This is a genomic window from Pseudomonas sp. GNP014 (genome assembly GCF_054344005.1).
Genome location: NZ_JBTGUS010000001.1, coordinates 5825532 through 5850939, shown reverse-complemented (window position 1 = coordinate 5850939; position 25408 = coordinate 5825532). Strand labels below are relative to the sequence as shown.

Genomic DNA, 25408 nt, shown 5'->3' with positions numbered 1-25408 from the left:
CGCGCAGGGTAATCGCTGTACGAGGAATCTTGAAGTGTCCGCTTCAGGGAACGTCACTTGTGGCCGATAACCCACTCGGTGACTTAAAAGTCGCGTGAAATCGCTTGATAGCATTTGGCCGGCAGCTATCATCTGCGCGCCTGAAATTGCCCTCACTTCAATTGCCTGGAAATCCTCGATGCTGTCGTATCACCAAAAGAGTTTTCTGATCGTCGATGATTTCTCGGATTTCCGCAGTTCCGTGCGTTCGATGCTGCGTGAGCTGGGGGTCAAGGATGTGGACACCGCCGATACCGGCGAGCAGGCACTGAAGATGTGTGCGCAGAAGTCCTACGATTTCATCCTGCAGGATTTCCATCTCGGCGACGGCAAGAAGAACGGCCAGCAGGTGCTCGAAGACCTGATGTCGGAAAAGCTCATCAGCCATGAAGCGGTGTTTGTCATGGTGACGGCCGAGACCAGTCAGGCGATGGTGCTCAGTGCCCTGGAGCATGAGCCGGATGCGTACCTGACCAAACCGTTCAACCGTTCCGGCCTGGCGCAGCGCCTGGAACGTCTGGAGCAGCGCAAGACGTTGCTCAAACCGATTCTGCAAGCCCTCGATCGCGGTAAGCCGGTCGAGGTGCTCAATGCCTGTATTGCGCTGTGCAAGCAGGACATCCGCTATTCGCCGCTGTGCCTGCGTTATCGCGCCGATGCATTGCGCGACATGAACCAGAACGAAGCCCTTGAGCGCCTTTACGACGGCATCATTGCCGACCGGCCGTTGCCGTGGGCGTTTGCCGGGTTGGGCAAGTTGCTGTTCAAGCGCGGGCAGGTGGCGCAGGCCAAGGGCGTCTATGAGAAAGCGCTGAAAGTGTTTCCGATGATGCCGGCGTTGTACGACGGCATGGCCGATGTGCTGGTCGCCGAAGGCGATACCAAGGGCGCGCAGCGGGTGCTGGAAGAGGCGATCCGGTTGTCGCCGCTGGCGGTGCGTCGGCAAGCGCTGCTCGGCAAACTGGCAATGGCCAACGAAGACTTCGACACCGCCTCGCGCGCTTATCGGCAAGCGGTGGCGCAGGGCGCGCAGTCGCGGTTCAAGGATCCGGAAAGCAACCTTGGTCTGGCCCATGCATTGATCAGCAAGGGCAGCGAGCGCGGTCTCGACACCCGCACGCGGCTGGAGATCAACACCACCCTCAGCGCGGTGGCCAAGGAGAACCCGACCGACCCTGGCCTGCAGATTCGCGCGCGCCTGATGAAGGCCACCAGCCTGTTGCTCAACGACGCGGAAACCGCTGACAAGCTCACCGAGCAAGCGCTGATGCGTCTGGACGGCATGGAGCAGTTCATGAGTCCTGAAGCGGCGCTGCTGGTCGCCAAGCAACTGCAGATGCTCGGTCAGGCCGAAGCCGGCACGTCGATGCTCAAGAGCTGCGCGGAAATCTATGGTGATGATCCGGCGGTGATGAAAGACATCGCCAAGCTCACCGACGACCCGACTATCCTCAGTTCGAGCAACGCCGCCGCTGACCTCAACCGTCAGGGCGTGCGTGTGTACAAGACCGGCAACCTGGTGGAGGCCCGCGAGGTGTTCCGCAAGGCGCTGAAGATGCAACCGAAGAACATCAGTATCGCGCTGAACATGGCCCAGTCGCTGCTGCACGGCACCGACACCAATGTGCCGTCGGCGGAGCTGGAAGAATGTCGGGCCTGCCTGAAAATGGTCGGCCTGATGCCCGACACCGACGCGCGTTATGCGCGTTATCAGAAGCTGAAAAGCAAGGCGTTTGGCGAATGAACCAAGACGAGCAGGCGCTGGATTTTTCCACGGTGATTGCCTCCACCGTTCACGACATGAAGAACTCGCTGGCGATGCTGATGCAGGCCCACAGCCAATGGCTGGCGCGCTTGCCTCAAGCGCAGCGCAGCGGGGCAGAGCAGGGCGTGATCGACTTCGAGTTCGCCCACCTCAACGGCATGCTGGTGCAGTTGCTCGGGCTGTATAAGCTCGGCGTCAACCAGATGCCGCTGCAACCGGCGTATCACGAGCTGGATGATTTCATCGAGGCGCAACTGGCGGCGCATCAAGAGGTGTTCGCCAGTCGCGGCATTATCGCCACTTATGAAGTCGATCCGCTGAGCCCGCTGGGGTTCTTCGATCGCGAATTGGTGGCGTCAGTGTTGGGCAACTGCATCAACAACGCCATTCGTTATGCCCGCGAGTCGCTGTTGATTACCGTCAGCGACGAGGCCGGGCAACTGGTGTTGAGCATCAACGATGACGGCGACGGTTACCCTGCCGAGATGCTCGAGCGCCAGGCCGATTACGTGCAGGGCATCAATCACGGCAGCGGCAGCACCGGCCTGGGCCTGTATTTCGCTAACCGCATTGCTGCTTTGCATCAGCGCAATGGCGTGGTCGGGCATACCGAAATCAGCAACGGCGGGCCGTTGGGTGGCGGGGTGTTCAGCCTTTATCTGCCGTGACCCGGATTTTTGTTTGACGCTGCTTGATATTCCGAACAGCCGGAGCCTATTTTGTACGGGTCGCCGTTCGCGGCTCGCACAATAACAAGGATTGCGTCATGACAACCGATGGCCAGCGTTCACTCGCGCAGCGACTGACCGGCATTGATGAGATTGAGTGCGTCACGCCGGATTTGAATGGCGTGCCGCGAGGCAAGGTGATGACCGCCGAGGGTTTCCTCGAAGGGCGGCGTTTGCAGATGGCGCGGGGAGTGCTGTTGCAATGCATCATGGGCGGTTATCCACCGGCGCGGTTTTACGGCAGTGATGACGGCGACCTGGCGCTGGTGGCCGAGCCGAGCATGATCCATCCCCTGCCATGGAGCGACGAGCCGCGTGCCCTGGCCATCTGCGATGCCGATGAACTGAGTGGCGAAAGCTCCAATCTGTCGACTCGTGGTCAACTCAAGAAAGTTATCGCTCGTTACGCCGCTCGCGGTCTGGCACCGGTCGTAGCGACCGAACTGGAATTCTTTGTCTTCGCGCCGAACACCGATCCAACCCAGCCGTTCCGTCCGCCGGTTGGCCTCGACGGGCGTCGCGAGGATGGCCAGTCGGCGTTCAGCGTCAGTTCCAATAACGGTCTGCGGCCGTTCTTCAGCGAAGTCTATAAATGCATGGCGGCCCTCGGTCTGCCGCGCGATACCTTTATGCATGAGATGGGTGTCAGCCAGTTCGAGATCAATCTGCTGCACGGTGATCCGCTGTTGCTGGCCGACCAGACGTTCCTGTTCAAGCACCTGCTCAAGGAAGTCGCGCTCAAGCACGGCCTGAGTGTGGTGTGCATGGCCAAGCCGCTGGCGCACACGCCGGGCAGTTCGATGCACATTCACCAGAGCCTCGTCGCGATCGCCACCGGCAAGAATGTGTTCAGCGACGAGAGCGGCCAGCCGACCGCAATGTTCCGCCATTTCATCGGCGGGCAGCAGGCGGGCATGGCGGATTTCACGGCGCTGTTTGCACCGAATGTGAACTCCTATCAGCGCCTGTGCCACCCGTTTGCGTCACCGAATAACGCTTGCTGGTCCCACGATAACCGCGCCGCAGGGCTGCGGATTCCGGCCAGTTCGCCGGTCGCTCGTCGGGTCGAAAACCGGTTGCCGGGGGCCGACGCCAACCCCTATCTGGCCATCGCCGCCAGTCTGGCCGCCGGTTTGCATGGCATCGAGCATGAACTCGAACCGACCGAAGCGATTCAGGGCGAGTTCGAGGTGCCGGACAATCTTTCGCTGCCGTGTACCTTGCATGCCGCACTCGAGCGTCTGAAACGTAGCCAATTGGCGAGGGAACTGTTCGGACAAGAGTTCATCGAAGGCTACATCGCTTCGAAGACCATGGAGTTGACCAGTTTCTTTGACGAAATCACTCCCTGGGAACGGCGTGTTCTAGCAGCCCAGGCCTGACGTACTGTCGCCACCGGGCTATCGTTTTGATAGTCCGGTCTTTACTGCAAGGAGCCGCTCGGAACGCCGATGCGCCAAATCTGGAAATCCTTTCGAGCGCTGTATTTCGCCTCGCTGATGATGTTGATCGGCTCGGGCCTTCTATCTACTTATCTGGCGTTGCGCCTGGCCGCTGACCATGTCGACGGACTGTGGGTTGGTGCGCTGATGGCGGCCAACTATTTTGGCCTGGTGCTGGGCGGCAAGATCGGTCACCGCTTGATCGCCCGGGTCGGGCATATCCGCGCGTACTCGGCGTGTGCCGGGATCGTCGGCGCGGCGGTGCTCGGGCATGGTCTGGTCGACTGGCTGCCGGCGTGGCTGGTGCTGCGGACCATCGTCGGCCTCGGCATGATGTGCCAGTACATGGTGATCGAGAGCTGGCTCAATGAGCAGGCCGACGCCAACCAGCGTGGCCTGGTATTCAGCGGTTACATGATCGCGTCCTATCTGGGGCTGGTGCTGGGGCAACTGATTCTGGTCATGCACCCAGGCCTGGGCCTGGAACTGTTGATGCTGGTCGCGCTGTGTTTCGCCCTGTGTCTGGTCCCGGTGGCGCTGACTCGGCGAATTCACCCGGCGCCGCTGCATCCGGCGCCGATGGAACCGCGCTTCTTTATCAAGCGCGTGCCGCAGTCGTTGAGCACGGTGCTGGGGGCCGGTCTGATCATCGGTTCGTTCTACGGTCTGGCGCCGCTGTATGCCTCGCAGCAGGGGCTGTCGACCGAGCAGGTCGGTCTGTTCATGGGTAGCTGCATTTTCGCCGGGCTGCTGGTGCAGTGGCCGTTGGGCTGGTTGTCCGACCGCTATGACCGGGCGCTGCTGATTCGTTGCTTTGCCGGGTTTCTCGCGGTGGCGGCATTGCCGTTGGCGATCCTGCCGCAGGTGCCGCTGGAGGTGCTGTTCGTGGTCGGCTTCCTCTGTTCGCTGGTGCAGTTCTGCCTTTATCCGCTGGCCGTGGCGTTCTCCAATGACCACGTCGAAGGTGATCGTCGGGTGTCGCTGACGGCGATGCTGCTGGTGACCTACGGGGTCGGCGCAAGTATCGGCCCGCTGCTGGCGGGTGTGCTGATGAAACTGTTCGGCAGCCAAAGTCTGTATGCGTTCTTCAGCTTCTTTGCGCTGGTGCTGGTGTGGCGCATTCGTCCGAAAGCGGTGACCAATCTGCACCAGGTCGACGACGCGCCGCTGCATCACGTGGCGATGCCGGACAGCATGTCCAGCTCGCCATTGGTCGCCGCGCTTGACCCGCGGGTGGATGAGCAGGTGGTGCAGGAGCAGATGCAGACGACGGTGACGCCTGAGCCTGAGACTGAGCCGGACAAAGAACCTGAGTCTGAGCCCGTTGCAAGCCCGGATGACGCCAGCGATAAACCTGCTCCGGACATCAGTGGTGCCAGGCCCTGACAGTTGAGCTGGGATGGAAATCCGTGGCGAGGGGATTTATCCCCGTTGGGCTGCGAAGCGGCCCTGAAACCCGGCAATCACATCTTTATGACGCTCTGCGCTGAATGGTCTTAAGCCTGCTGCTCAGTCGGGCGGGGATAAATCCCCCTCGCCACAGAATGTCCTGCCGAGCATTCATTCAGCGCAAAAAAAAGGGCAGTCCCGCCAAGGACTGCCCTTTTTCATTGTGCGTTCGACTCAGAGGTCGTCTTTATCGAAACGCCGTGCCTCACGCTGCAACTGGTACACGAAGCGCTCGACATTACGTGCCGCCGGGCCACTGATGTTGTGGAAGCGCAGGCCGGCGAAGGTGATGTTGAGTTTTTCTTCGAAGTGCAGATAGCGCAGTTCGACGGAGGTCGGCTGGTTGCCGAACAGCGGCGGAGCGATCAGCCGGTCGTAGACCTGGCCCAGTTGCAGGCGGTCAGTGATGTCACCTTCGAAACGCAGCTTGCAGCCGGTCGCGGAGATATCCAGCAATTTGCCGTTGATTGGCGCCTTGAGCTTCTCGCCGCCCAGTTCGACGCTGACCAGATCGGTCAGTTTCAGAGCTGCGCGAAAGGCATTGCGGCGCTGGTGGTAAACCACTTCGGTGGGCAAGTCGCCAGTGTAGAAACGGTCGCCATCGGACTCTTCGATGTTCAGCCTGCCGGTGCATTCCCAGGCAATGCGCACGCCTTCGTGAAAGCCTTCGACCTTGAACGGCTCGCCGGCCAGCAGGAAGCGTTCGCCATCGCGCGGGATCATCTCGTCTAGGGCGATCGAGGCGCTGTCGCGGTCAACCTTGATCAAATAACTCTGGAAGCGCTGGCTGCGTTCATGGAAGGTGATGATCAGTGGATCATGACTCTCTTGCAGTTGGCGCAGGTTGCTGGAGATTTCCAGGGGCGTGGTCAGCACCTTTGGTGGCTGCGGAGCATCATCCGCGCTTAGGGCGTTTGGCACGTTTTCTCAATCTCCAGACAAAATTTGACGATGACTAGCCGGCATTTTGCCAGCATGCTTCACGTGTTGATAGTGCGGGCCCATCGAATGGCTCACGCCTGGCTGAACGTACGCGGCTTGACGGGCTTGGCGAAGGTTCCGCTGGCGTCGTAGAGCGCTGGCGGCTCGCCACCGGTGAGGATCTTCAGCTGATTGGCTGTGGCAGCCTGCTGGACCAGGATCGATTGGCCATTGTTGACGTTGGCCGCCTGGCATTGGGCAATGAGATCGGTGAGGACATCACTTTGACTGAGCAATTGGTCGCCGATGCTCGACTGGCTGGCCAATTGCTCAAGACCCTGCCGATTGGTCGGCAGGTTGAGGCTGGCGAGGATTTCGCTGCGCTTGCGGCCATGCTGTTCGAGCAGAATGATCAATGCCTGTTTGCGCGCCAGAATTTCTTCCAGCAGTGGCATGTCGCGACCGTGCAAGGCGAGGGACTCGTTTTGCAGCAACTCCAGCAATTGTTGAGCTGGAGCAAAGTCGTCGATGATCAGTTGCAATAAATTAGTGTCGTGCATGGCTGGCCTTGGTTTCTAAGCGTCCAAAAGCCTCGCGCTGGCGGTGGCCTAGCGCTGGGCTTCGAAGTTGAGCAGTTTGCTGGCTACACGGTTGCTGTCGACTTTATAGCTGCCATCGGCAATCGCGGCTTTCAACTCGGCCACACGGGCTTTGTCGACAGCAGGCTGATCGCGCAGCTTGTCAGTGACCTTCTGCAACTGTTGAGCCTCATTGCTGAGGTGTACCGATTCCCCGCTTTTTGCGGTACTGGCCGATTCGGCCGGGGTATTCAGCGGTGCGGAAGTGCCGTTTTCAACGGTTTCCTTCGGCGCGCTGGTACGCGTACTGCCTGTAAGTGACGAGGAGCTGTTCAAACGGCTGAAATCGATGACCATGATAAAAAACCTCTGGGAATTTGGACGCTTGCCATGTTTTCGGCCATCCCCTGGAAAACTTTAGGCCCATTTGGCAATGAGCCTCATGTACCGGCGCGTGTCCTGCTGCGGCACAGTTTAGGGAAGCGGCGAGGTCGGCGCCAGTTTTCTGCTCAGTGGTTCACATGGCCACTTCCACTTGGCCGGGCGCGATGACCTGCGCCTTGATGACCCGCTGGGAGTTGAGGTTTTTCACCCGGATCTGCTCCTTCAAGCCGCCGTTGGACAGGGCTTCGCCCGGCATTCGCACAGCCAGCGTACCGCTGCGGGCGATGATGACCACTTGATCGCCCTTGCGAATGACTTCTGCCTGTTCCAGATGCACCTGGGTAATCACCTGATCGGCGACCGTTGGTCGGGTCAATTTCTGCCCGATCGCTTCGTCTACGGACGTCAGAAAACCCTGATTGATCAGGCTGACGTCGCGCTCGCGCAAGGTCACGTCCCGCGGCTCGATAATGCCGGCGCGTTTGAGCGGTCGAGTGGTGGTCACAATCTCGCGAAACAGGCGGACTTGAGCGGGCACGAACACGGTCCAGGGCGAGGTGCCTTCACAGCGAACCTTTACCGTTACCCGGCCCAACGGACGTGCCGGACTCTCCAGGCTGGCTGTCAATTCCTTGTCGCACATAGGCATGTGCATGCGGGGGTCGAGCTGGTTTACTTCGATTTCGTAGCGGCCTTCCGTTTGACTGGTAGCCAGATAGTCTTCTACGGTGAACTCAAGAAAGCCCTGAGTGACGCCGATAAGCATGTCAGGCAAGGTAACCGCATCAGCAATGGCAGGGCTGCCAGCGAAAAAGAAGCAAACGGCGGACACCGCGCAAAGCCCTCTGCGAAGGGAAGATGTCAGGCGTCGGAAAAATGTCGTTTGAGCGTTCATACGAGTTAAAAAGCAAGCGCCGTGCCGTTTAGCAATGAATGTGCGTCGCAACAACACTTGGCGTTGGTGTAGGAGTCTGGGCATGGCTGGTGTAATGGATTCGGTAAACCAGCGCACGCAACTGGTAGGGCAGAATCGCCTGGAGCTGTTGTTGTTCCGTCTCGACGGTCAGCAGCTCTACGGAATCAACGTGTTCAAGGTGCGGGAAGTGCTGCAATGCCCGTCGCTGACGTTGATGCCCAAGTCCAGTCCTGTCGTGTGCGGGGTGGCGAATATCCGGGGGGCAACCATTCCGATCCTCGATCTGGCAATGGCGACCGGTTCCGGGGCGTTGAAAGACAAGAACAGTCCGTTCGTGATCATTACGGAGTACAACACCAAGACCCAGGGTTTCCTGGTTCGCTCGGTGGAGCGCATCGTCAACATGAACTGGGAAGAGATCCATCCGCCACCCAAGGGCACGGGTCGCGATCACTACCTGACCGCTGTGACTCGAGTGGACAATCAGTTAGTCGAAATCATCGACGTCGAGAAAGTGCTGGCGGAAGTGGCGCCGACACCGGAAGCGATTTCGGTGGGTGTGGTCGACGTCGAAACCCAGAGCAAGGCGTTGTCGCTGCGCGTGCTGACGGTCGATGACTCGTCGGTGGCGCGCAAGCAGGTCACGCGTTGCCTGCAGACGGTCGGCGTCGAAGTGGTGGCGCTGAACGACGGCAAGCAGGCGCTGGACTATCTGCGCAAGCTGGTCGACGAGGGCAAGAAGCCGGAAGAAGAGTTCCTGATGATGATTTCCGACATCGAGATGCCGGAGATGGACGGGTACACCCTGACGGCGGAAATCCGCAGCGATCCACGCATGCAAAAGCTTCATATCATCCTGCATACTTCGTTGTCGGGGGTATTCAATCAGGCGATGGTCAAGAAAGTCGGTGCCGATGACTTCCTGGCCAAATTCCGTCCTGATGACCTGGCATCCCGGGTAGTCGACCGGATCAAAGCAGCAGATATCAGCTAGGGGCGCTTTGCCCCTGGCGGTCAACACGATTTAAGAGGCGGCATCATTGTCTACGGGTAATTTGGATTTCGAACAGTTCCGGGTCTTCCTGGAAAAAGCCTGTGGCATTTTGCTCGGTGAAAACAAGCAGTACCTGGTCTCGAGCCGTCTCAACAAACTGATGGAGCAGCAAGGCATCAAATCCCTGGGTGAGCTGGTTCAGCGCATCCAGACCCAGCCGCGCAGCGGTTTGCGCGAGCAGGTGGTCGATGCCATGACGACCAACGAAACCCTGTGGTTTCGTGACACCTATCCGTTTGAAGTCTTGAAGAACAAGGTGCTGCCCGAGGCGATCAAGGCCAGCCCCAACCAGCGTCTGCGGATCTGGTCGGCGGCGTGCTCGTCGGGTCAGGAACCGTATTCGCTGTCGATGTCGATCGACGAGTTCGAGCGCAGCAACCTCGGCCAGTTGAAGATGGGCGTGCAGATCGTTGCCACGGATTTGTCCGGCAGCATGCTGACCAACTGCAAGACCGGCGAGTACGACAGCCTGGCGATCGGTCGCGGCTTGTCCGCCGACCGTCTGCAGCGTTACTTCGACCCGAAAGGGCCGGGGCGCTGGGTGATCAAGGCGCCGATCAAGAACCGGGTGGAATTCCGTTCGTTCAACCTGCTCGACAGCTACGCCAGTCTGGGCAAGTTCGACATCGTGTTCTGCCGCAACGTGCTGATCTACTTCTCCGCCGAGGTGAAGAAAGACATCCTGTTGCGCATTCACAGCACGCTGAAACCGGGCGGGTATCTGTTCCTTGGCGCTTCCGAAGCGCTGAACGGTTTGCCGGATCATTACCAGATGGTCCAGTGCAGCCCGGGGATCATTTACCAGGCGAAGTGATTGGCTGCGGCAACACAAAAAAACGGGAGGCCCTAAAAGGCCTCCCGTTTTTTTGTGCCTGGCATTCAGTCTCAATTCACCCCAAACCCCCTGTAGAAGTGAGCCTGCTCGCGATAGCGGTAATACATCCAACATCATCGGCGCCTGACACACGGCTATTGCGAGCTGGCTCACTCCTGCAGAGGACATTGGTGGGTGAGAGAGGGGGGGCAAGCGGCAGAAAAGCGGCATCCGGCGGAAACCGGTTGCCGCTTTTCTGGCATTGCCGCATTGCCGATCCCCCGCCAGGCCCCGGTTTACGGGGGTTCTTCTGTTTGGCACGGCCCTTGCTAAAGCTCAGGTACGAAAAACCGGTCACCTGAAGGTTCCCGACATGAGCATCAGCTTCGACAAAGCGCTCGGCATTCACGAACAAGCATTGGGCTTCCGCGCCCAGCGTGCCGAAGTGTTGGCCAACAACATCGCCAACGCCGACACCCCGAACTACAAGGCGCGGGATCTGGACTTCTCCAAAGTGCTCGAAGCACAGACCGAGAAAACCAAAAGCGGTGGCACGTTTGCCCTGAACATGACCAACAGCCGTCACATCGAGGCCGAAGGTCTGGGCAATGGCGACGAATCGCTGATGTATCGCACGCCGATGCAGCCTTCGATCGACCAGAACACCGTGGACGCTCAACTGGAGCAGTCGAACTACGCGGAAAACGCGGTCGGCTTCCAGGCCAGCTTCACCCTGCTCAACAGCAAATTCAAAGGGCTGGTGTCAGCCCTGCGCGGAGAGTAATCCATGTCCCTGTCCAGCGTTTTCAACATTGCCGGCAGCGGCATGAGCGCACAAACCACGCGTCTGAACACCGTGGCCTCGAACATCGCCAACGCCGAAACCGTTTCGTCGAGCATCGACCAGACCTACCGCGCCCGTCACCCGGTGTTCGCCACCATGTTCCAGGGCGGCCAGAACAGCGGCAGCAACTCGCTGTTCCAGAGTCAGGACGCTGCCGGTCAAGGCGTGCAGGTGCTTGGTGTGGTCGAAGACCAGAGCAACCTCGAAGCGCGTTACGAGCCGAACCATCCGGCCGCCGACGCCAAGGGCTACGTCTACTACCCAAACGTCAACGTGGTGGAAGAAATGGCTGACATGATTTCCGCGAGCCGTTCGTTCCAGACCAACGCCGAAATGATGAACACCGCCAAAACCATGATGCAGAAGGTACTGACCCTCGGTCAGTAATAAGGGGCGACTGCCATGAGTGTTTCCGATTCCACCAGCGGCGTGAATATCAAGGACGTCCTGTCCAATTCTTCGGTCAAGACCGGGACGACCACTGGCGGCCTGGCTGCAGCCACCAATAGCGCCACCGGCAAGCAGGCCCTGGGCAAAGATGCGTTTCTGCAACTGCTGGTCACCCAGCTGAAAAACCAGAACCCGCTCGATCCGCAGGACAACAGCGAGTTCGTCGCGCAACTGGCGCAGTTCAGCAGCCTGGAAGGCATCACCACGCTGAACACCACCGTCAGTGGCATCGCCGGCAACTACAACTCCTCGCAGGCCCTGCAGGCGTCGTCGCTGGTCGGTCGCTCGGTCATCGCTCAGACCGACAAGGCCGTGGTCGACACCAGCAAGAGCTTCAATGGCTCTGTGGTGGTCCCGGCGTCCGGCGCTGTCTCGGTCACCATCAAGGATACCGACGGCAAAGTCGTGCGCACCATCGACATGGGCACCCAGAAGGCCGGCAACGCCAGTTTCATCTGGGACGGCAAGGACGCGTCCGGTGCGGTCGCGGCCGCGGGCACTTACACGTTCACTGCCAGCGCCACTTACGACGGCAAGGCCACCTCGCTGATCACGTATCTGCCGGCCACCGTCAACAGCGTGACCATCAGCCAGACCGGCGGTGAGTTGATGCTGAACCTGGCGGGCCTGGGCAGCGTCGCGCTGTCCAAAGTACAAACCATTGGTATATAGAGCCGACTAACCGGCACAAAGGAGTGGAATATGTCTTTCAATATCGGCCTTAGCGGTCTCTATGCTGCCAACAAGCAACTGGACGTCACCGGCAACAACATCGCCAACGTGGCCACCACCGGTTTCAAGGCGTCCCGTGCAGAATTCGAAGACGTGTACTCGGCCACCCGCCTGGGCACCGGCAGCAAGACCGTCGGTAACGGCGTGCGTCTGGCCAACGTTTCCCAGCAGTTTGGCCAGGGTGACGTGAACAACACCGGCAACGTGCTGGACATGGGCATCCAGGGCAACGGTTTCTTCATCCTCAGCGACAACGGTTCCCTGAGCTACACCCGTGCCGGTGCGTTCAAGACCGATGCTGAAAACTACGTGGTCGACAACAACGGCAACCGTCTGCAGGGTTATGGCGTCGATGCCAACGGCAAGATCATGACCGGTGTGCTGACCGACCTGAAGATCGACACCTCGTCCCTCAAGCCGAACGCGACCACCAAGATCGACCAGACCATGAACCTGAACTCGGAGGACGTCAAACCTACCGTGGCGCCGTTCAGTCCCACCGATCTGAACAGCTATAACAAGCTGATTTCCACGCCGGTCTTTGACACTCAGGGTAACGAGCACCGCATGGATCAGTACTACGTGAAAACGGGTACCAATGCGTGGAGCGTTTACACCTACATGGATGGTCGTACGCCATCGGACCCGGCCAACAACACCCTGACGCCGCTGACCCACAACATCACCTTCAACTCTGACGGCACCATCAATACCGTGACGGCAGGTGCTGGCTGGACCCAGGCCGGCAACACCCTGACCATGACCGGTTGGGTACCAGGTGTCGTGACCAACCCGGCGACCACGCCTGTGACCTGGGGGCCGAACGGTTCCAAGGCTAACCCGACCGGTATCGCGTTCAACATGTCGTTGACCACCTCCTTCAACTCGCCGACCGCGCGTACGGCGCAGTACCAGGACGGTTATGCGACTGGCCAGATTTCCAGCCTGACCATCGACTCGACCGGTGTGATGACCGCCAACTTCAGCAACCAGCAGACCAAGGCGATCGGTCAGGTAGCCGTGGCGAGCTTCGCCAACGAGCAAGGCCTGCAGCCGATTGGCGGTACTCGCTGGAAGGAAACCTTTGCCTCGGGTGTGGCGGGTGTTGATGCGCCGAAGACCGGCACCCTGGGGTCGATCGTGTCGAACTCGCTGGAAGAGTCGAACGTGAACCTGACCAATGAGCTGGTGGACCTGATCAAGGCCCAGAGCAACTATCAGGCGAACGCCAAGACCATTTCGACCCAGAGCACCATCATGCAGACCATCATTCAGATGACCTGATTGTGTCGAAACCGCTCTGCCACTGAAAACCGACGCCTTGGGCGTCGGTTTTTTTTTACCCTGGGGAAATTCAAAATTTCAATAACCCACCGTTCGTCGGGTTGTTGGTTTGAAACTTGCACTCCGCACGCCCAAAGAAAGTTACGCGTCAAAACTTCATATGATTTGCTTCATTGAGCCAGGACATCGTTCGGCAACAAGGAATTCAGGAAGCTTTCGCACAAGGTTTCACCGTAGTTTCCAACCCACACAAGGAAGATGTAATGGCTGTAATTTATGGTTCTGATGGTGCAGATACTTTGATGGGTACTGCAGGAGACGATCAGATACGCGGGCTTGCCGGTGACGACATCATCAATGGTGGCGATGGCAATGACGTACTGATCGGCGGCGCGGGTGCCGACCAACTGATTGGCGGTGCCGGCATCGATACGGCCAGTTATGAGGATGACAATTCGGGGGTGGGCGTCACCGTCAATCTGAAGACTGGCGTCAACACCGGTCTGGCCAAGGGCGATACGTTCGTCGGGATCGAAGCCTTCCGGGGCACGGTGTACAGCGATAACTTCGTCGGTAATGCCGAGGCCAATACTTTCGACGGTGCCGGTGGTTATGACACTCTGAGCTACGCCACGTCCGAGCAGGCCGTGAACATTACCGTCAATGGCACCACCGGAAGCGGTCTGGGAGGGGACGCCCAAGGCGACCTGTTCAGCAACATCGAGGTCATCACCGGCTCTGCCAATGCCGACGTGTTTACCGTGAACTCCGGCAGCGTGACGCTCTACGGCGGCGCCGGTAACGATGTGTATATCCTCAATGGCAAAGATTCCATGGCTATTGGTGAACTGGCTGGAGGCGGCGACGACGAGATTCGTACCAACCAGGCCGGCATGGGGATGAGCGGCGAGATCGAGCGCCTGACCTTTACCGGTACCGGTAACTTCACCGGGCGTGGCAATGCCGGGGACAACATCATTACCGGCGGCGCGGGCAACGACGTGCTCATCGGGGGCGCCGGGGCCGATCAGTTGATTGGCGGCGCGGGCATCGACACGGCCAGTTATGAAGATATCGTTTCGGGCGTCGGTGTGACGGTCAACCTCAAGACCGGCGTGCATACCGGCATTGCCACAGGCGACACGTTCAGCAGCATCGAGGTGATTCGCGGTTCCAGCTACGCCGACAATTTTGTCAGCGATGCTGCGGCAACCACCTTTGAGGGCGGCAATGGTTTCGACACATTGAGCTTTGCCGGCTCGGAACAGGGCGTCAATCTGACGGTGGCGAACTCAGCCGGCACCGGCAGCGGTGGCGATGCGCAAGGGGATGCCTTCAGCAACATAGAAGCTTTCTACGGCTCGGCCCAGGCTGACGTGTTCACCGTGACCGCCGGCAGCACCACCTTTTACGGGGGGGCCGGTAACGACGTCTACATCATCAATGGTCCGGGTACGGGCGGGGTTATCGAACTGGCGGGAGGCGGTGACGACGAGATTCGCACCAACCTGACCAGCCTGACCATGGGCAACGAAGTCGAGCGCCTGACCTACACCGGTACCGGTAACTTCACCGGTCGCGGCAGCGCCGGCGACAACATCATTACCGGCGGTGCAGGCAACGACCTGCTGATCGGCGGGGCGGGGGCCGACCAACTGATCGGTGGCGCCGGCATCGACACGGCCAGCTACGAGGACAGCCTCGCCACTGGCGTGACCGTCAATCTGAAAACCGGCGTTAACACCGGTTTCGCTGCGGGCGATACGTTCTCGGGCATCGAGATCATTGTGGGCAGCAAAAACGCCGACACCTTCGTCAGCGGCGTTGAAGCCAACATCTTTGATGGCGGCATTGCCGGGGGTGTCGACACGGTCGATTATTCGACCTCGACACAAGCCGTCAACATCACCCTGACCACGCTCGGCACAGGCAGCGGGCAGGGCGGCGATGCCCAGGGCGATACCTTCACCAATATCGAGAAAGTCGTCGGATCGGCACAGGACGATGTGTTCACCACCGGTGCCGGGACCTTCACGTTGCAGGGTGGGGCGGGTAACGACCTGTACGTGATCAACGGTCCTGCCTATCAAACAATCGTCGAGCTCGCCGGAGGGGGTGACGATGAGGTGCGTACTTCGCTGACGAACATGACGTTGAGCGCCGAAGTCGAGCGCCTGACCTACACCGGTGCCGGCAACTTCACCGGTACCGGCAATGCCGGTAACAACATCATCACCGGTGGCGTCGGCAACGACGTATTGATGGGGGGCGCGGGTGCAGACGCATTCATCGGTGGCGCCGGTAACGATACCGTCAGCTATGACGATTCTTCTGTGGGCGTGACGATCAACCTTAAAACCGGTGCCCACACCGGCATCGCCACTGGCGATACCTTCAACGGCATTGAAGTGATTCGCGGCTCCAAATTCAGCGACACATTTATTGCCGGCAGCGCTGCCGACAAGTTTGAAGGCGGCGCTGTCACGACCGATAACGTCGACGTGGTGGACTACTCGCAATCGGCTGCCGGGATCAATCTGACCCTGGCATCCGGTGCTGGCACCGGCACCGGCGGCGATGCCGAAGGGGATTCGTTCTCCGGCATCGAGAAGATCATCGGTTCTGCCTACGACGACGTATTCAGCTCGAGCACCGGCGGCTTCACATTGCAGGGCGGGGCGGGTAATGACGTCTACATCATCAACGGCAACGCTTCGCCGGTCATTATCGAGGTGGCCGGGGGTGGTAACGATGAGGTACGTACTTCGCTGTCGAGCATGACGTTGAGCGCCGAAGTCGAGCGCCTGACCTACACCGGCACCGGTAACTTTACCGGTGCCGGCAACGCCGGTAACAACATCATCACCGGCGGCGCGGGCAACGACAATTTGTACGGTGGCGGTGGCGCCGACACGTTTATCGGAGGGGCTGGCACCGACACCGTCGGCTATGACGACAGCAACGCGGCGATCACCTTCAACTTCAAGACTGGTGTGCACACCGGCATCGCCGCCGGCGACACTTACGTCGGTATCGAAATGATTCGCGGCACGCAGTACGGTGACACGTTCATCGCCGGTGCCGGCGCAGACAGGATTGACGCAGGTACCGGCACCGCCGTAGACGTGCTGGATTACTCGCAATCCGGCCAGGGCGTAAACCTGACACTGGGTGCGGCCGGCGCAGGATCGGGCGTGGGGACGGGCGGTGACGCCGAGGGTGACAGCTTTGTCGGCATCGAGAAAATCATCGGCTCGGCCTACAACGATGTCTTCACCGCCACTACCAACTCGACCGGTTTTACCGTGCAGGGCGGCAGTGGCGATGATGTCTACATCCTCAATAATGCGGCCTACGGCGCGATCGTCGAACTGGCCGATGGCGGCAATGATGAAGTGCGCACCAATCAGTCGTACTACATCCTCAATGCCGGTATCGAGCGATTGACCTACACCGGAACCGGCGCGTTCATCTCTCGGGGGAATGCGCTGGATAACGTGATCACGGGCGGGGCGGGTAACGACATTTTGTCGGGGGGCGAGGGTGCCGATACCTTCATCGGTGGCGATGGCTTCGATACGGTCAGCTATGACGACGCCGGCGCAGGCGGTGTGACGATCAACCTCAAGACCGGTGAGCACACCGGGATTGCCAAGGGCGACAGCTTCCAGAACATCGAGAGGTTCCTCGGTTCGTCACGTGATGACACGTTCTACGGTAACGAACAGGTCAACAACTTTGATGGCGGCAACGCTCGCGACACCGTGAGCTTCGCCTTGGAAGGTTCAGCTATCACGCTGGATCTCACCAAGCCACTGACCGGCGCGGCGGCTGGCGACACCTACACCAATATCGAAAACTGGGAAGGCACGGCTTTCAACGATACGTTGATCGGCGGCGCCGGTTCCGAGACGTTTATCGGTGGCAAGGGCGCCGACTTCATCGACGGCGGTGCCGGCACCTCCGATGCCGCCTGGTACACGGGCAGTTCGGCGGCGGTACAGGTCGATCTGCTGGCCAACACTGCCACCGGCGGTGATGCCACCGGTGATGTCCTGGTCAATATCGAAGGGCTGCATGGCTCCGCGTTCAACGACACCCTGACAGGCAACGCCACCTGGAACCAGATCTATGGGGGGGAAGGCAACGACCTGGTCTATGGCGGCGATGGCGACGACGCGATTTACGGTGGCAAGTATGAGCCTTACTCCATCAACGGTCCTGATCGCAGCGGCGCTGCCGAGGCCGATCAATTGTTTGGGGGTAACGGTAACGACACCCTATTCAGCGCGAACAACGATATCGGCAGTGTCTTGCACGGTGATGCCGGTAACGACCAGGTCACCGTCTATGCAGGCACCGCCTACGGTGACGAGGGCAACGATATCCTGGAAGGTGTCGGCTCGGAGTATCAGCTGTTTGGTGGCGCCGGTGCTGACACCTTGATCCTGTCTGCCGGCGGTTATGCCTACGGCGGCGAGGGTGGTGACACTTACAAAGTGAATTCGTCGACCACGGTCTTGATCAAGGATGACGGGCTCTATGGCAATGACAAGGTCGAGTTGCAGAACATCAAGTCGTACGCCGATGTGATCATCAAGACCGATGGCACCAATGCCTACATCTTCAACGCGGTGGAGTGGAACGCCGGCAAGCAGAATAATGCGGTGATCCTCGCAGACTGGTATGCCGGTTCCAACACCATTGATACCTTTGTCACCAGCAATGGCGATACCTTCACCATTCCGGTGGTAGGGCAGGCAATGGCTGAGTCGTTTATGGTCTGACGCAGCACTGTAGAAACAACTGGCGGCGAAACCTGAACTTCAGGTTTCGCCGTTTTTTTTGCCCCCGGCTTTTTCCGGTCTGCCAGTCTCCCGTGGGAGCTGGCGCAGGTGCAAAAGAAAACCCCCGACAAACCAGAAGTCTGTCGGGGGTTTCTTTTATCCGGAGGTATCAGGCGTCTCGCAACGCCTGATCGGCTCAGCTTATTGGCAAGCTTCGCAGTCCGGCTCGTCGATCGCGCAAGCCTTTGGCACAGGTGCCGGACCGGCCGGAGCAGCCAGTACGGAGTCGTCGCCGTGGTTGCCGCCGCTGGAAACAGCGTTCAGCTTGCCGGTGTTGATGGTCGACTTCTCGGTGCTGGTCGCGGCCAGGGCACGGAGGTAGTAGGTGGTTTTCAGACCACGGTACCAGGCCATGCGGTAGGTCACGTCGAGCTTCTTGCCCGAGGCGCCGGCGATGTACAGGTTCAGCGACTGGGCCTGGTCGATCCACTTCTGACGACGGCTGGCGGCGTCAACGATCCACTTGGTGTCCACTTCGAACGCGGTCGCGTAGAGCTCTTTGAGTTCTTGCGGGATGCGCTCGATCTGCTGAACCGAACCGTCGTAGTACTTCAGGTCGTTGATCATGACCGAGTCCCACAGACCGCGAGCCTTGAGGTCGCGAACCAGGTACGGGTTGATCACGGTGAATTCGCCCGACAGGTTCGATTTCACATACAGGTTCTGGTAGGTCGGTTCGATCGACTGCGAAACGCCAGTGATGTTGGCGATGGTCGCGGTCGGTGCGATGGCCATGATGTTCGAGTTGCGAATGCCTTTCTGTACACGGGCGCGAACCGGTGCCCAGTCCAGGGTTTCGTTCAGGTCAACGTCGATGTACTTCTGGCCACGCGCTTCGATCAGGATCTGTTGCGAATCCAGCGGCAGGATGCCTTTGGACCACAGCGAACCGTTGAAGGTCTCGTACGAGCCACGCTCGTCAGCCAGGTCGCAGGACGCCTGGATCGCGTAATAGCTGACCGCTTCCATCGACTTGTCGGCGAACTCGACGGCAGCGTCGGAACCGTAAGGGATGTGCTGCAGGTACAAGGCGTCCTGGAAGCCCATGATGCCCAGACCGACCGGACGGTGCTTGAAGTTGGAGTTCTTCGCTTGCGGCACCGAGTAGTAGTTGATGTCGATCACGTTGTCGAGCATGCGCACGGCCGTGTTCACGGTGCGTTGCAGCTTGGCGGTGTCCAGCTTGCCATCCACGATGTGGTTCGGCAGGTTGATCGAGCCCAGGTTGCAAACGGCGATCTCGTCCTTGTTGGTGTTCAAGGTGATCTCGGTGCACAGGTTCGAGCTGTGAACCACGCCAACGTGCTGCTGCGGGCTGCGCAGGTTGCACGGGTCTTTGAAAGTCAGCCATGGGTGGCCGGTTTCGAACAGCATGGACAGCATTTTGCGCCACAGATCTTTGGCCTGGATGGTCTTGAACAGCTTGACCTTGCCCGGGTACTCGGTCAGCGCTTCGTAGTACTCGTAGCGCTCTTCGAAGGCTTTGCCGGTCAGGTCGTGCAGGTCCGGTACTTCCGATGGCGAGAACAGGGTCCACTTGCCGTCATCGAAGACGCGCTTCATGAACAGGTCAGGGATCCAGTTGGCGGTGTTCATGTCGTGGGTACGACGACGATCATCACCGGTGTTTTTACGCAGCTCGATGAACTCTTCGATGTCCATGTGCCAGGTTTCCAGGTAGGCACAGACAGCGCCTTTGCGCTTGCCACCCTGGTTGACGGCTACCGCGGTGTCGTTCACCACTTTCAGGAACGGAACCACGCCTTGCGACTTGCCGTTGGTGCCCTTGATGTAAGAGCCCAGTGCACGCACCGGCGTCCAGTCGTTGCCCAGGCCACCCGCGAATTTCGACAACATGGCGTTGTCGTGGATCGCGTGGTAGATGCCCGACAGGTCGTCCGGAACGGTGGTCAGGTAGCAGCTCGACAGCTGTGGACGCAGGGTGCCGGCGTTGAACAGGGTCGGGGTCGAAGCCATGTAGTCGAAGGACGACAGCAGGTTGTAGAACTCGATCGCACGGTCTTCTTTCTGCTTTTCTTCGATCGCCAGGCCCATGGCCACACGCATGAAGAAGATCTGCGGCAGTTCGAAACGCACGCCATCCTTGTGGATGAAGTAACGGTCGTACAGGGTCTGCAGGCCCAGGTAGGTGAATTGCTGATCGCGCTCGTGGTTGATCGCCTTGCCCAGTTTTTCCAGGTCGAAGGTGGCCAGCACAGGGTTCAGCAGTTCGAACTCGATACCTTTGGCGACGTAGGCCGGCAGTGCCTTGGCGTACAGGTCGGCCATTTCGTGGTGAGTGGCGCTTTCGGCGACACCGAGGAAGCCCAGGCCTTCGGCACGCAGGGTGTCCATCAGCAGGCGGGCGGTCACGAACGAGTAGTTCGGCTCGCGTTCAACCAGCGTACGCGCGGTCATCACCAGGGCGGTGTTGACGTCGTTCAGGGCCACGCCGTCGTACAGGTTCTTCAGGGTTTCGCGCTGGATCAGATCGCCATCGACTTCTTCCAGACCTTCGCAGGCCTCGGTGACTATGGTGTTCAGACGACCCATGTCCAGAGGCGCAAGGCTACCGTCGGCGCGGGTGATGCGGATCGACGGGTGGGCCTGTACCGGCTCTTCGGTGGTGCGAACGGCGCGCTCTTTGGAGCGGGCATCACGGTAGATCACGTAGTCACGAGCGACTTTCTGCTCGCCGGCACGCATCAGGGCCAGTTCGACCTGGTCCTGGATTTCTTCGATGTGGATGGTGCCGCCCGATGGCATGCGACGCTTGAAGGTCGCGGTGACCTGTTCGGTCAGGCGGGCAACGGTGTCGTGGATTCGCGACGAAGCAGCAGCGGTGCCGCCCTCAACTGCGAGAAACGCTTTGGTGATAGCGACGGTGATCTTGTCATCGGTGTAAGGAACGACAGTGCCATTACGCTTGATCACGCGCAGTTGACCAGGCGCGGTGGCTGCCAGATCCGAAGTCGAATCGGCGGCCTGCGGCAAGGTGCCCTGCGGGTTCTCGCGAGTTGTGTCGGTTTGCATGGGGGGTGATCTCCACATTCTCTATGTTTGTTTGGGCACCATCATGGTGCTCACCGTTCTGGTCCGAAGCACTACAACCGACGGGCGTCGGGCATAACAACTTCGGACCAGTAGGAAAAAGGCTAATGACGCCGCATCCTTGCCGAAGTTTTTGGCTGCGAGCCAGGGCTCGAGCCGGATTCCTTCCAGGGTGACAGTCATGACTGCAACACCCGTACCGTTCCGGTCGTTTCCAACCTGAAAAACGATGCCATCCGCAAGTGCGGTTTGGGCTTTGAAAAACTTGCTTGGTTCAACCGGAAACTGGCAATAAAGCGCTTGAGTTTCAGGTCCGAAATGTGGTTGGGCGTTTAAGCGGAAAACCCTATATGTAGGGTCTATCCTTGCGCCGTGCTACAAGATAATGCGTTTCGAGGGGGCTTGCAACGTACTAGCTGTGGATAAACCTGTGCGTAAATTGTGTAAGAAACACGGAATTCCCGTGTAGGCCGCGAACCTGCTGAGCTAGACCGTCTGTCACCGTTTTTTCCTTGGGAAAAACGCTTCAGCGGATTTTTAAGGGCGCGAACCCTATCACAAAAAACCGCCTTGTCCGAACGCATTTACCGACTTGTGTTCTGGCTGTACGCCGTTTATACAATCGGCCCACAAGTACGCATTCTTATCCTCCGAAAAGATGACAAAAAGACGGGGGACAGGATGTCAGTCAGTGACTGGCGCAGGGTTGCGGGAGCGGGCTTGCTCGCGAATGCGCATGTGTCATGGAGCCTCAATGTCGAGCGCGCCGTCGCCTTCGCGAGCAAGCCCGGTCCCACGGGGTATTGTGTTGAGTCAGGCGTACCTCCTTTATTAATAACAATGGAAAGCAGAGGTCAGCGGTGGAGCAACAAGCCTTTCAGGTATTGATCGTCGAGGATGACCAGCGTCTGGCCGAGTTGACGCGTGACTACCTGCAAGCCAATGGATTGCGTGTAGACATTGAAGGCAACGGGGCGCTGGCGGCGGCGCGGATCATCAGGGAGCAGCCGGATCTGGTCATCCTCGACCTGATGTTGCCGGGCGAGGATGGCCTGAGCATCTGCCGCAGAGTGCGCAGTCAGTACGACGGGCCGATCCTGATGCTCACCGCACGTACCGACGACGCCGACCAGATCCACGGCCTCGACCTCGGTGCCGACGATTACGTCTGCAAACCGGTGCGCCCGCGCCTGTTGCTGGCGCGGATTCAGGCGTTGCTGCGCCGCAGTGACACACCGGAACCGGCCAGCGAGAAATCCCGGCGTCTGCAATTCGGCCCGCTGGTGGTCGACAACGCCTTGCGCGAAGCCTGGCTGAGCGACACCGGCATCGAGCTGACCAGCGCCGAATTCGACCTGCTCTGGCTGTTGGTGTCCAACGCCGGGCGCATCCTGTCACGGGAAGAAATCTTCACCGCCCTGCGTGGCATCGGCTACGACGGCCAGGACCGCTCGATCGACGTGCGCATCTCGCGCATCCGTCCGAAAATTGGCGACGACCCCGACCATCCACGGCTGATCAAGACCATTCGCAGCAAAGGCTACCTGTTCGTCCCTGAAGCCTGCGCAGACCTGCCGCTGTGAACTCGATCTTCCTGCGCATCTACGGTGGCATGTGCGCGGCGCTGATTCTGGTGGCGGTGCTCGGCGTGCTGGCGCTGAACCTGCTCAATCAGGTGCGCAGCGAGCAGTACCGCGAGCGTCTGGCCCACGGCACGTTTTCGTTGATGGCCGACAACCTGCAACCGATGAACGAAACCGAGCGGCATCGTGCCTTGCTGGTGTGGGAACGATTGCTCGGCATTCCGCTGGCACTGAAAAAGTTTGCCGAGACCGACCTCGATCTGGCTCAGCGCACCCGCGTGCAGCGCGGCCAGGCCTTGGTAGAACAGACTGGCCCACACGCGGCCAGGGTCTTCCGGCTGGTCAGTGACAAGGAACAGCTTGTGCTGGTGGGGGAAGTGCAGCAGATCAGCGAACAACTGGCCCGGGCGACGATTTACCTGCTGGCCGATGAACTGGTGCGCGTGCCGGTCGGCGAACAGCCCAGGCGTCTTGCGCAGATAAAGGAAGAGAAAGGCTTCGGCTTTGATCTGCGCCTGGTCACCGTGGAAGACGCCGACATGGACGAAGACCAGAGCCGCCGCGTCGCCGAGGGCGATACGGTGATGGCGCTGGGCAAGGGCGGCGATTCGATCCGGGTGTTCGCCGGCATGGTCGGCACGCCGTGGGTACTGGAAATCGGCCCGTTGTATCAGATGAATCCGTATCCGCCGCAATGGCTGGTGCTGATCGCAGCGCTCGGGCTGAGCCTGATCGGCCTGATCGTTTACCTGTTGGTGCGTCAGCTCGAACGCCGCTTGCGTGGCCTCGAAGCCGCCGCCACGCGGATCGCCAAGGGCAGTCTGGAAACCCGCGTACCGGCGCGCGGCGCCGACTCGGTCGGGCGGCTGGCGTCAGCCTTCAACAAAATGGCCGAGCACTTGCAGCAGTTGCTGGCCATCCAGCGTGAACTGGTGCGGGCGGTGTCCCACGAATTGCGCACGCCGGTGGCGCGCTTGCGCTTCGGTCTGGAAATGATCGGCTCGGCGACCACGCCGCAGGCGCTGGAAAAGTACCGCGAAGGCATGGATCACGATATCGAGGACCTCGATAAGCTGGTCGATGAAATGCTCACTTACGCACGCCTGGAACAGGGTTCGCCGGCGCTGACGTTCCAGCGCATTGATCTGGATGCGCTGGTCAATCAAGTCATCGAGGAACTGGCGCCGTTGCGTGCCGAGGTCACGGTGCAGCGGGGGTTGTGCCTGTCTGCTGCCGATAATGACGGGGCCTGGGTCGAGGCCGAGCCGCGTTATCTGCACCGGGCGCTGCAGAATCTGGTGAGCAACGCCATGCGCCATGCGCGTTCGAAGGTCACGGTGAGTTATCAGGTCGGGCAGTTGCGTTGTCGGGTCGATGTCGAGGATGACGGGCCAGGTGTGCCGGAGGTGGCGTGGGAGCGGATATTCACGCCGTTCCTGCGCCTGGATGACAGCCGGACGCGAGCGTCGGGCGGGCACGGTCTGGGGTTGTCGATCGTGCGGCGGATCATCCATTGGCATGACGGCCGGGCGATCATAGGCAAGAGCAAGAGTCTGGGAGGGGCGTGTTTCAGCCTGAGCTGGCCGAGGAATCAGGAGCGACGTTGAGTATTTGTGATGGTTTTGCTGGCCCCGTCGCTGGCAAGGCAGCTTCCACAGGGCTTGCGCACGCCCGGAGCCTGGGGGAGCGGGCCTGCCGGCAATGGGGTTCTGAGCGGCGATAAAGATTTCAGGCAGGGATGCTCACCAGACTCAACAACTGCCCCTCCTGCACCCCAAATTGCGCCTCCAGCTCAGTGCCATGACGCCATTCTGCGGACAGATCAGTCAGCAGCCGCAGCCGCACGTGACCTTGCGCCGTCCACTCCAGCACTTCAGCGTGCTCGAAATAGAAACGCTGTTGCACGATCGGATACAGCGCCTTGAACAGGCTTTCTTTCACCGAAAAAGTCAGCGTCACGCACAGGCCCAACTGCTCTGGCGAGCCGGCGGCCATGCGCTGCAATTCCGCCGGCGTCAGGATTTCTCCGGCGAGGCGTTCGGCGCGGTCGCTGTCGAGCAGGTTTTCCAGGTCCATGCCCAGGCCGCGCCAGTGCTGTTTGTTGGCGACTATCGCCGCCGCACGCCCGGTGCTGTGGGTGATCGAGCCGCAGATGTGCGGCGGCCACACGGGTGCGCGATCTTCGCCAATCGGCGGGACAACCCCTGCGCCTTGCAGTTGTTGCAGCGCCGCACGGGCGCAGATACGCCCGGCCAGAAACTCGGCCTGACGCTTGGCGACCGAACGCTGAATGCTCGGCGGCGGCACGACGGCGCTGCGCTGGAAGTCATCCCCGAGCAGTTGCGCCGGGTCGAAATGGGTGCTGAGCAGGACGGTGTCGGGCAAGACGTTTGGCAACGGCCAGTGGGCGTCGAGCGGGGTGCAGCAGGCGGGAAGGATCGGGCTGACATTCATGGCGGGCATTTTGCCGGTTGATGTCGATGCTGGGTAGTAGGTCATGCTGTTTTGGCGAGGGAGCATGCTCCCT

19 protein-coding genes are annotated in these 25408 nt (G+C 59.9%); 13 read left to right on the top strand and 6 right to left on the bottom strand.

Annotated features, from left to right (window positions below):
• Positions 1-178 precede the first annotated feature (178 nt).
• The 4 genes from ACXX9E_RS26315 to ACXX9E_RS26300 all read left to right on the top strand — a co-directional run bounded on the left by ACXX9E_RS26315 (position 179) and on the right by ACXX9E_RS26300 (position 5360).
• Positions 179-1783, top strand: coding sequence for a tetratricopeptide repeat-containing response regulator (locus tag ACXX9E_RS26315; protein WP_123466971.1), 1605 nt, complete (start codon positions 179-181; stop codon positions 1781-1783).
• Entirely contained in the window at positions 1780-2472 is a 693-nt protein-coding gene (locus ACXX9E_RS26310; RefSeq protein WP_123466969.1) for a sensor histidine kinase, read from the top strand. The genes ACXX9E_RS26315 and ACXX9E_RS26310 overlap by 4 nt, the downstream gene beginning before the upstream one ends.
• 200 nt (positions 2473-2672) lie before the next feature.
• Entirely contained in the window at positions 2673-3914 is a 1242-nt protein-coding gene (locus ACXX9E_RS26305) for a glutamine synthetase family protein (RefSeq protein ID WP_458556618.1), read from the top strand.
• 69 nt (positions 3915-3983) lie between these two features.
• Positions 3984-5360 carry an MFS transporter gene (locus ACXX9E_RS26300; RefSeq protein WP_458556423.1) on the top strand — a complete coding sequence of 459 codons (1377 nt, stop codon included), beginning with the start codon at positions 3984-3986 and terminating at the stop codon, positions 5358-5360.
• A gap of 237 nt (positions 5361-5597) precedes the next feature.
• Here ACXX9E_RS26300 and ACXX9E_RS26295 read toward each other — a convergent pair whose 3' ends face one another.
• The 4 genes from ACXX9E_RS26295 to flgA all read right to left on the bottom strand — a co-directional run bounded on the left by ACXX9E_RS26295 (position 5598) and on the right by flgA (position 8201).
• Entirely contained in the window at positions 5598-6344 is a 747-nt protein-coding gene (locus ACXX9E_RS26295; protein ID WP_123466963.1) for a flagellar brake protein, read from the bottom strand.
• A 92-nt stretch (positions 6345-6436) separates the two neighbouring features.
• Positions 6437-6904: a flagella synthesis protein FlgN gene (locus ACXX9E_RS26290; protein WP_123466961.1), complete on the bottom strand. Its 468-nt coding sequence runs from the start codon at positions 6902-6904 to the stop codon at positions 6437-6439.
• Between the two features lie 48 nt (positions 6905-6952).
• Complete coding sequence (flgM, locus tag ACXX9E_RS26285) at positions 6953-7279, bottom strand: flagellar biosynthesis anti-sigma factor FlgM (RefSeq protein ID WP_123466959.1); 327 nt, start codon at positions 7277-7279, stop codon at positions 6953-6955.
• Positions 7280-7439: 160 nt separating this feature from the next.
• A complete protein-coding gene (flgA, locus tag ACXX9E_RS26280; protein ID WP_123466957.1) occupies positions 7440-8201 on the bottom strand; it encodes a flagellar basal body P-ring formation chaperone FlgA in 762 nt (253 codons plus the stop codon).
• 82 nt (positions 8202-8283) lie between these two features.
• Between flgA and ACXX9E_RS26275 the strand changes: the two genes are divergently transcribed.
• The 7 genes from ACXX9E_RS26275 (at position 8284) to ACXX9E_RS26245 (ending at position 18187) form a co-directional block, all read left to right on the top strand.
• Positions 8284-9216 (top strand): chemotaxis protein CheV, encoded by a 933-nt coding sequence (locus ACXX9E_RS26275; RefSeq protein ID WP_041074300.1) that lies wholly within the window; start codon positions 8284-8286, stop codon positions 9214-9216.
• A gap of 46 nt (positions 9217-9262) precedes the next feature.
• Entirely contained in the window at positions 9263-10090 is an 828-nt protein-coding gene (cheR, locus tag ACXX9E_RS26270) for a protein-glutamate O-methyltransferase CheR (RefSeq protein WP_007963053.1), read from the top strand.
• Positions 10091-10463: 373 nt separating this feature from the next.
• Positions 10464-10874, top strand: coding sequence for a flagellar basal body rod protein FlgB (gene flgB, locus ACXX9E_RS26265; RefSeq protein ID WP_123466954.1), 411 nt, complete (start codon positions 10464-10466; stop codon positions 10872-10874).
• A 3-nt stretch (positions 10875-10877) separates the two neighbouring features.
• Complete coding sequence (flgC, locus tag ACXX9E_RS26260) at positions 10878-11321, top strand: flagellar basal body rod protein FlgC (protein WP_003227217.1); 444 nt, start codon at positions 10878-10880, stop codon at positions 11319-11321.
• 15 nt (positions 11322-11336) lie between these two features.
• The gene (gene flgD, locus ACXX9E_RS26255; protein ID WP_123466952.1) at positions 11337-12056 is read left to right on the top strand and encodes a flagellar hook assembly protein FlgD; all 720 of its coding nucleotides are present in this window, start codon (positions 11337-11339) and stop codon (positions 12054-12056) included.
• 30 nt (positions 12057-12086) lie between these two features.
• Complete coding sequence (flgE, locus tag ACXX9E_RS26250) at positions 12087-13400, top strand: flagellar hook protein FlgE (RefSeq protein WP_128614136.1); 1314 nt, start codon at positions 12087-12089, stop codon at positions 13398-13400.
• A gap of 263 nt (positions 13401-13663) precedes the next feature.
• Complete coding sequence (locus ACXX9E_RS26245) at positions 13664-18187, top strand: beta strand repeat-containing protein (RefSeq protein WP_458556422.1); 4524 nt, start codon at positions 13664-13666, stop codon at positions 18185-18187.
• A 201-nt stretch (positions 18188-18388) separates the two neighbouring features.
• Here the strand turns inward: ACXX9E_RS26245 and ACXX9E_RS26240 are convergent, their stop codons facing one another.
• Positions 18389-21280: a ribonucleoside-diphosphate reductase subunit alpha gene (locus ACXX9E_RS26240; RefSeq protein ID WP_123466946.1), complete on the bottom strand. Its 2892-nt coding sequence runs from the start codon at positions 21278-21280 to the stop codon at positions 18389-18391.
• 878 nt (positions 21281-22158) lie between these two features.
• Between ACXX9E_RS26240 and ACXX9E_RS26235 the strand changes: the two genes are divergently transcribed.
• Both ACXX9E_RS26235 and ACXX9E_RS26230 read left to right on the top strand, forming a co-directional pair.
• Positions 22159-22881: a response regulator gene (locus tag ACXX9E_RS26235; protein ID WP_222832276.1), complete on the top strand. Its 723-nt coding sequence runs from the start codon at positions 22159-22161 to the stop codon at positions 22879-22881.
• Positions 22878-24488 carry an ATP-binding protein gene (locus tag ACXX9E_RS26230; RefSeq protein ID WP_128614892.1) on the top strand — a complete coding sequence of 537 codons (1611 nt, stop codon included), beginning with the start codon at positions 22878-22880 and terminating at the stop codon, positions 24486-24488. The genes ACXX9E_RS26235 and ACXX9E_RS26230 overlap by 4 nt, the downstream gene beginning before the upstream one ends.
• Positions 24489-24609: 121 nt before the next feature.
• Here the strand turns inward: ACXX9E_RS26230 and ACXX9E_RS26225 are convergent, their stop codons facing one another.
• Positions 24610-25335, bottom strand: a complete 726-nt coding sequence (locus ACXX9E_RS26225) for a 4'-phosphopantetheinyl transferase family protein (protein ID WP_457237024.1) — start codon at positions 25333-25335, stop codon at positions 24610-24612.
• Positions 25336-25408 lie beyond the last annotated feature (73 nt).

Bases quoted from the DNA above. Each gene is read 5' to 3' on its own strand.
- ACXX9E_RS26315 (WP_123466971.1), top strand. From the start codon at position 179: ATGCTGTCGTATCACCAAAAGAGTTTTCTGATCGTCGATGATTTCTCG.
- ACXX9E_RS26310 (WP_123466969.1), top strand. From the start codon at position 1,780: ATGAACCAAGACGAGCAGGCGCTGGATTTTTCCACGGTGATTGCCTCC.
- ACXX9E_RS26305 (WP_458556618.1), top strand. From the start codon at position 2,673: ATGACCGCCGAGGGTTTCCTCGAAGGGCGGCGTTTGCAGATGGCGCGG.
- ACXX9E_RS26300 (WP_458556423.1), top strand. From the start codon at position 3,984: ATGCGCCAAATCTGGAAATCCTTTCGAGCGCTGTATTTCGCCTCGCTG.
- ACXX9E_RS26290 (WP_123466961.1), bottom strand. From the start codon at position 6,904: ATGCACGACACTAATTTATTGCAACTGATCATCGACGACTTTGCTCCA.
- flgM (WP_123466959.1), bottom strand. From the start codon at position 7,279: ATGGTCATCGATTTCAGCCGTTTGAACAGCTCCTCGTCACTTACAGGC.
- flgA (WP_123466957.1), bottom strand. From the start codon at position 8,201: ATGAACGCTCAAACGACATTTTTCCGACGCCTGACATCTTCCCTTCGC.
- ACXX9E_RS26275 (WP_041074300.1), top strand. From the start codon at position 8,284: ATGGCTGGTGTAATGGATTCGGTAAACCAGCGCACGCAACTGGTAGGG.
- flgB (WP_123466954.1), top strand. From the start codon at position 10,464: ATGAGCATCAGCTTCGACAAAGCGCTCGGCATTCACGAACAAGCATTG.
- flgC (WP_003227217.1), top strand. From the start codon at position 10,878: ATGTCCCTGTCCAGCGTTTTCAACATTGCCGGCAGCGGCATGAGCGCA.
- flgD (WP_123466952.1), top strand. From the start codon at position 11,337: ATGAGTGTTTCCGATTCCACCAGCGGCGTGAATATCAAGGACGTCCTG.
- flgE (WP_128614136.1), top strand. From the start codon at position 12,087: ATGTCTTTCAATATCGGCCTTAGCGGTCTCTATGCTGCCAACAAGCAA.
- ACXX9E_RS26245 (WP_458556422.1), top strand. From the start codon at position 13,664: ATGGCTGTAATTTATGGTTCTGATGGTGCAGATACTTTGATGGGTACT.
- ACXX9E_RS26240 (WP_123466946.1), bottom strand. From the start codon at position 21,280: ATGCAAACCGACACAACTCGCGAGAACCCGCAGGGCACCTTGCCGCAG.
- ACXX9E_RS26225 (WP_457237024.1), bottom strand. From the start codon at position 25,335: ATGAATGTCAGCCCGATCCTTCCCGCCTGCTGCACCCCGCTCGACGCC.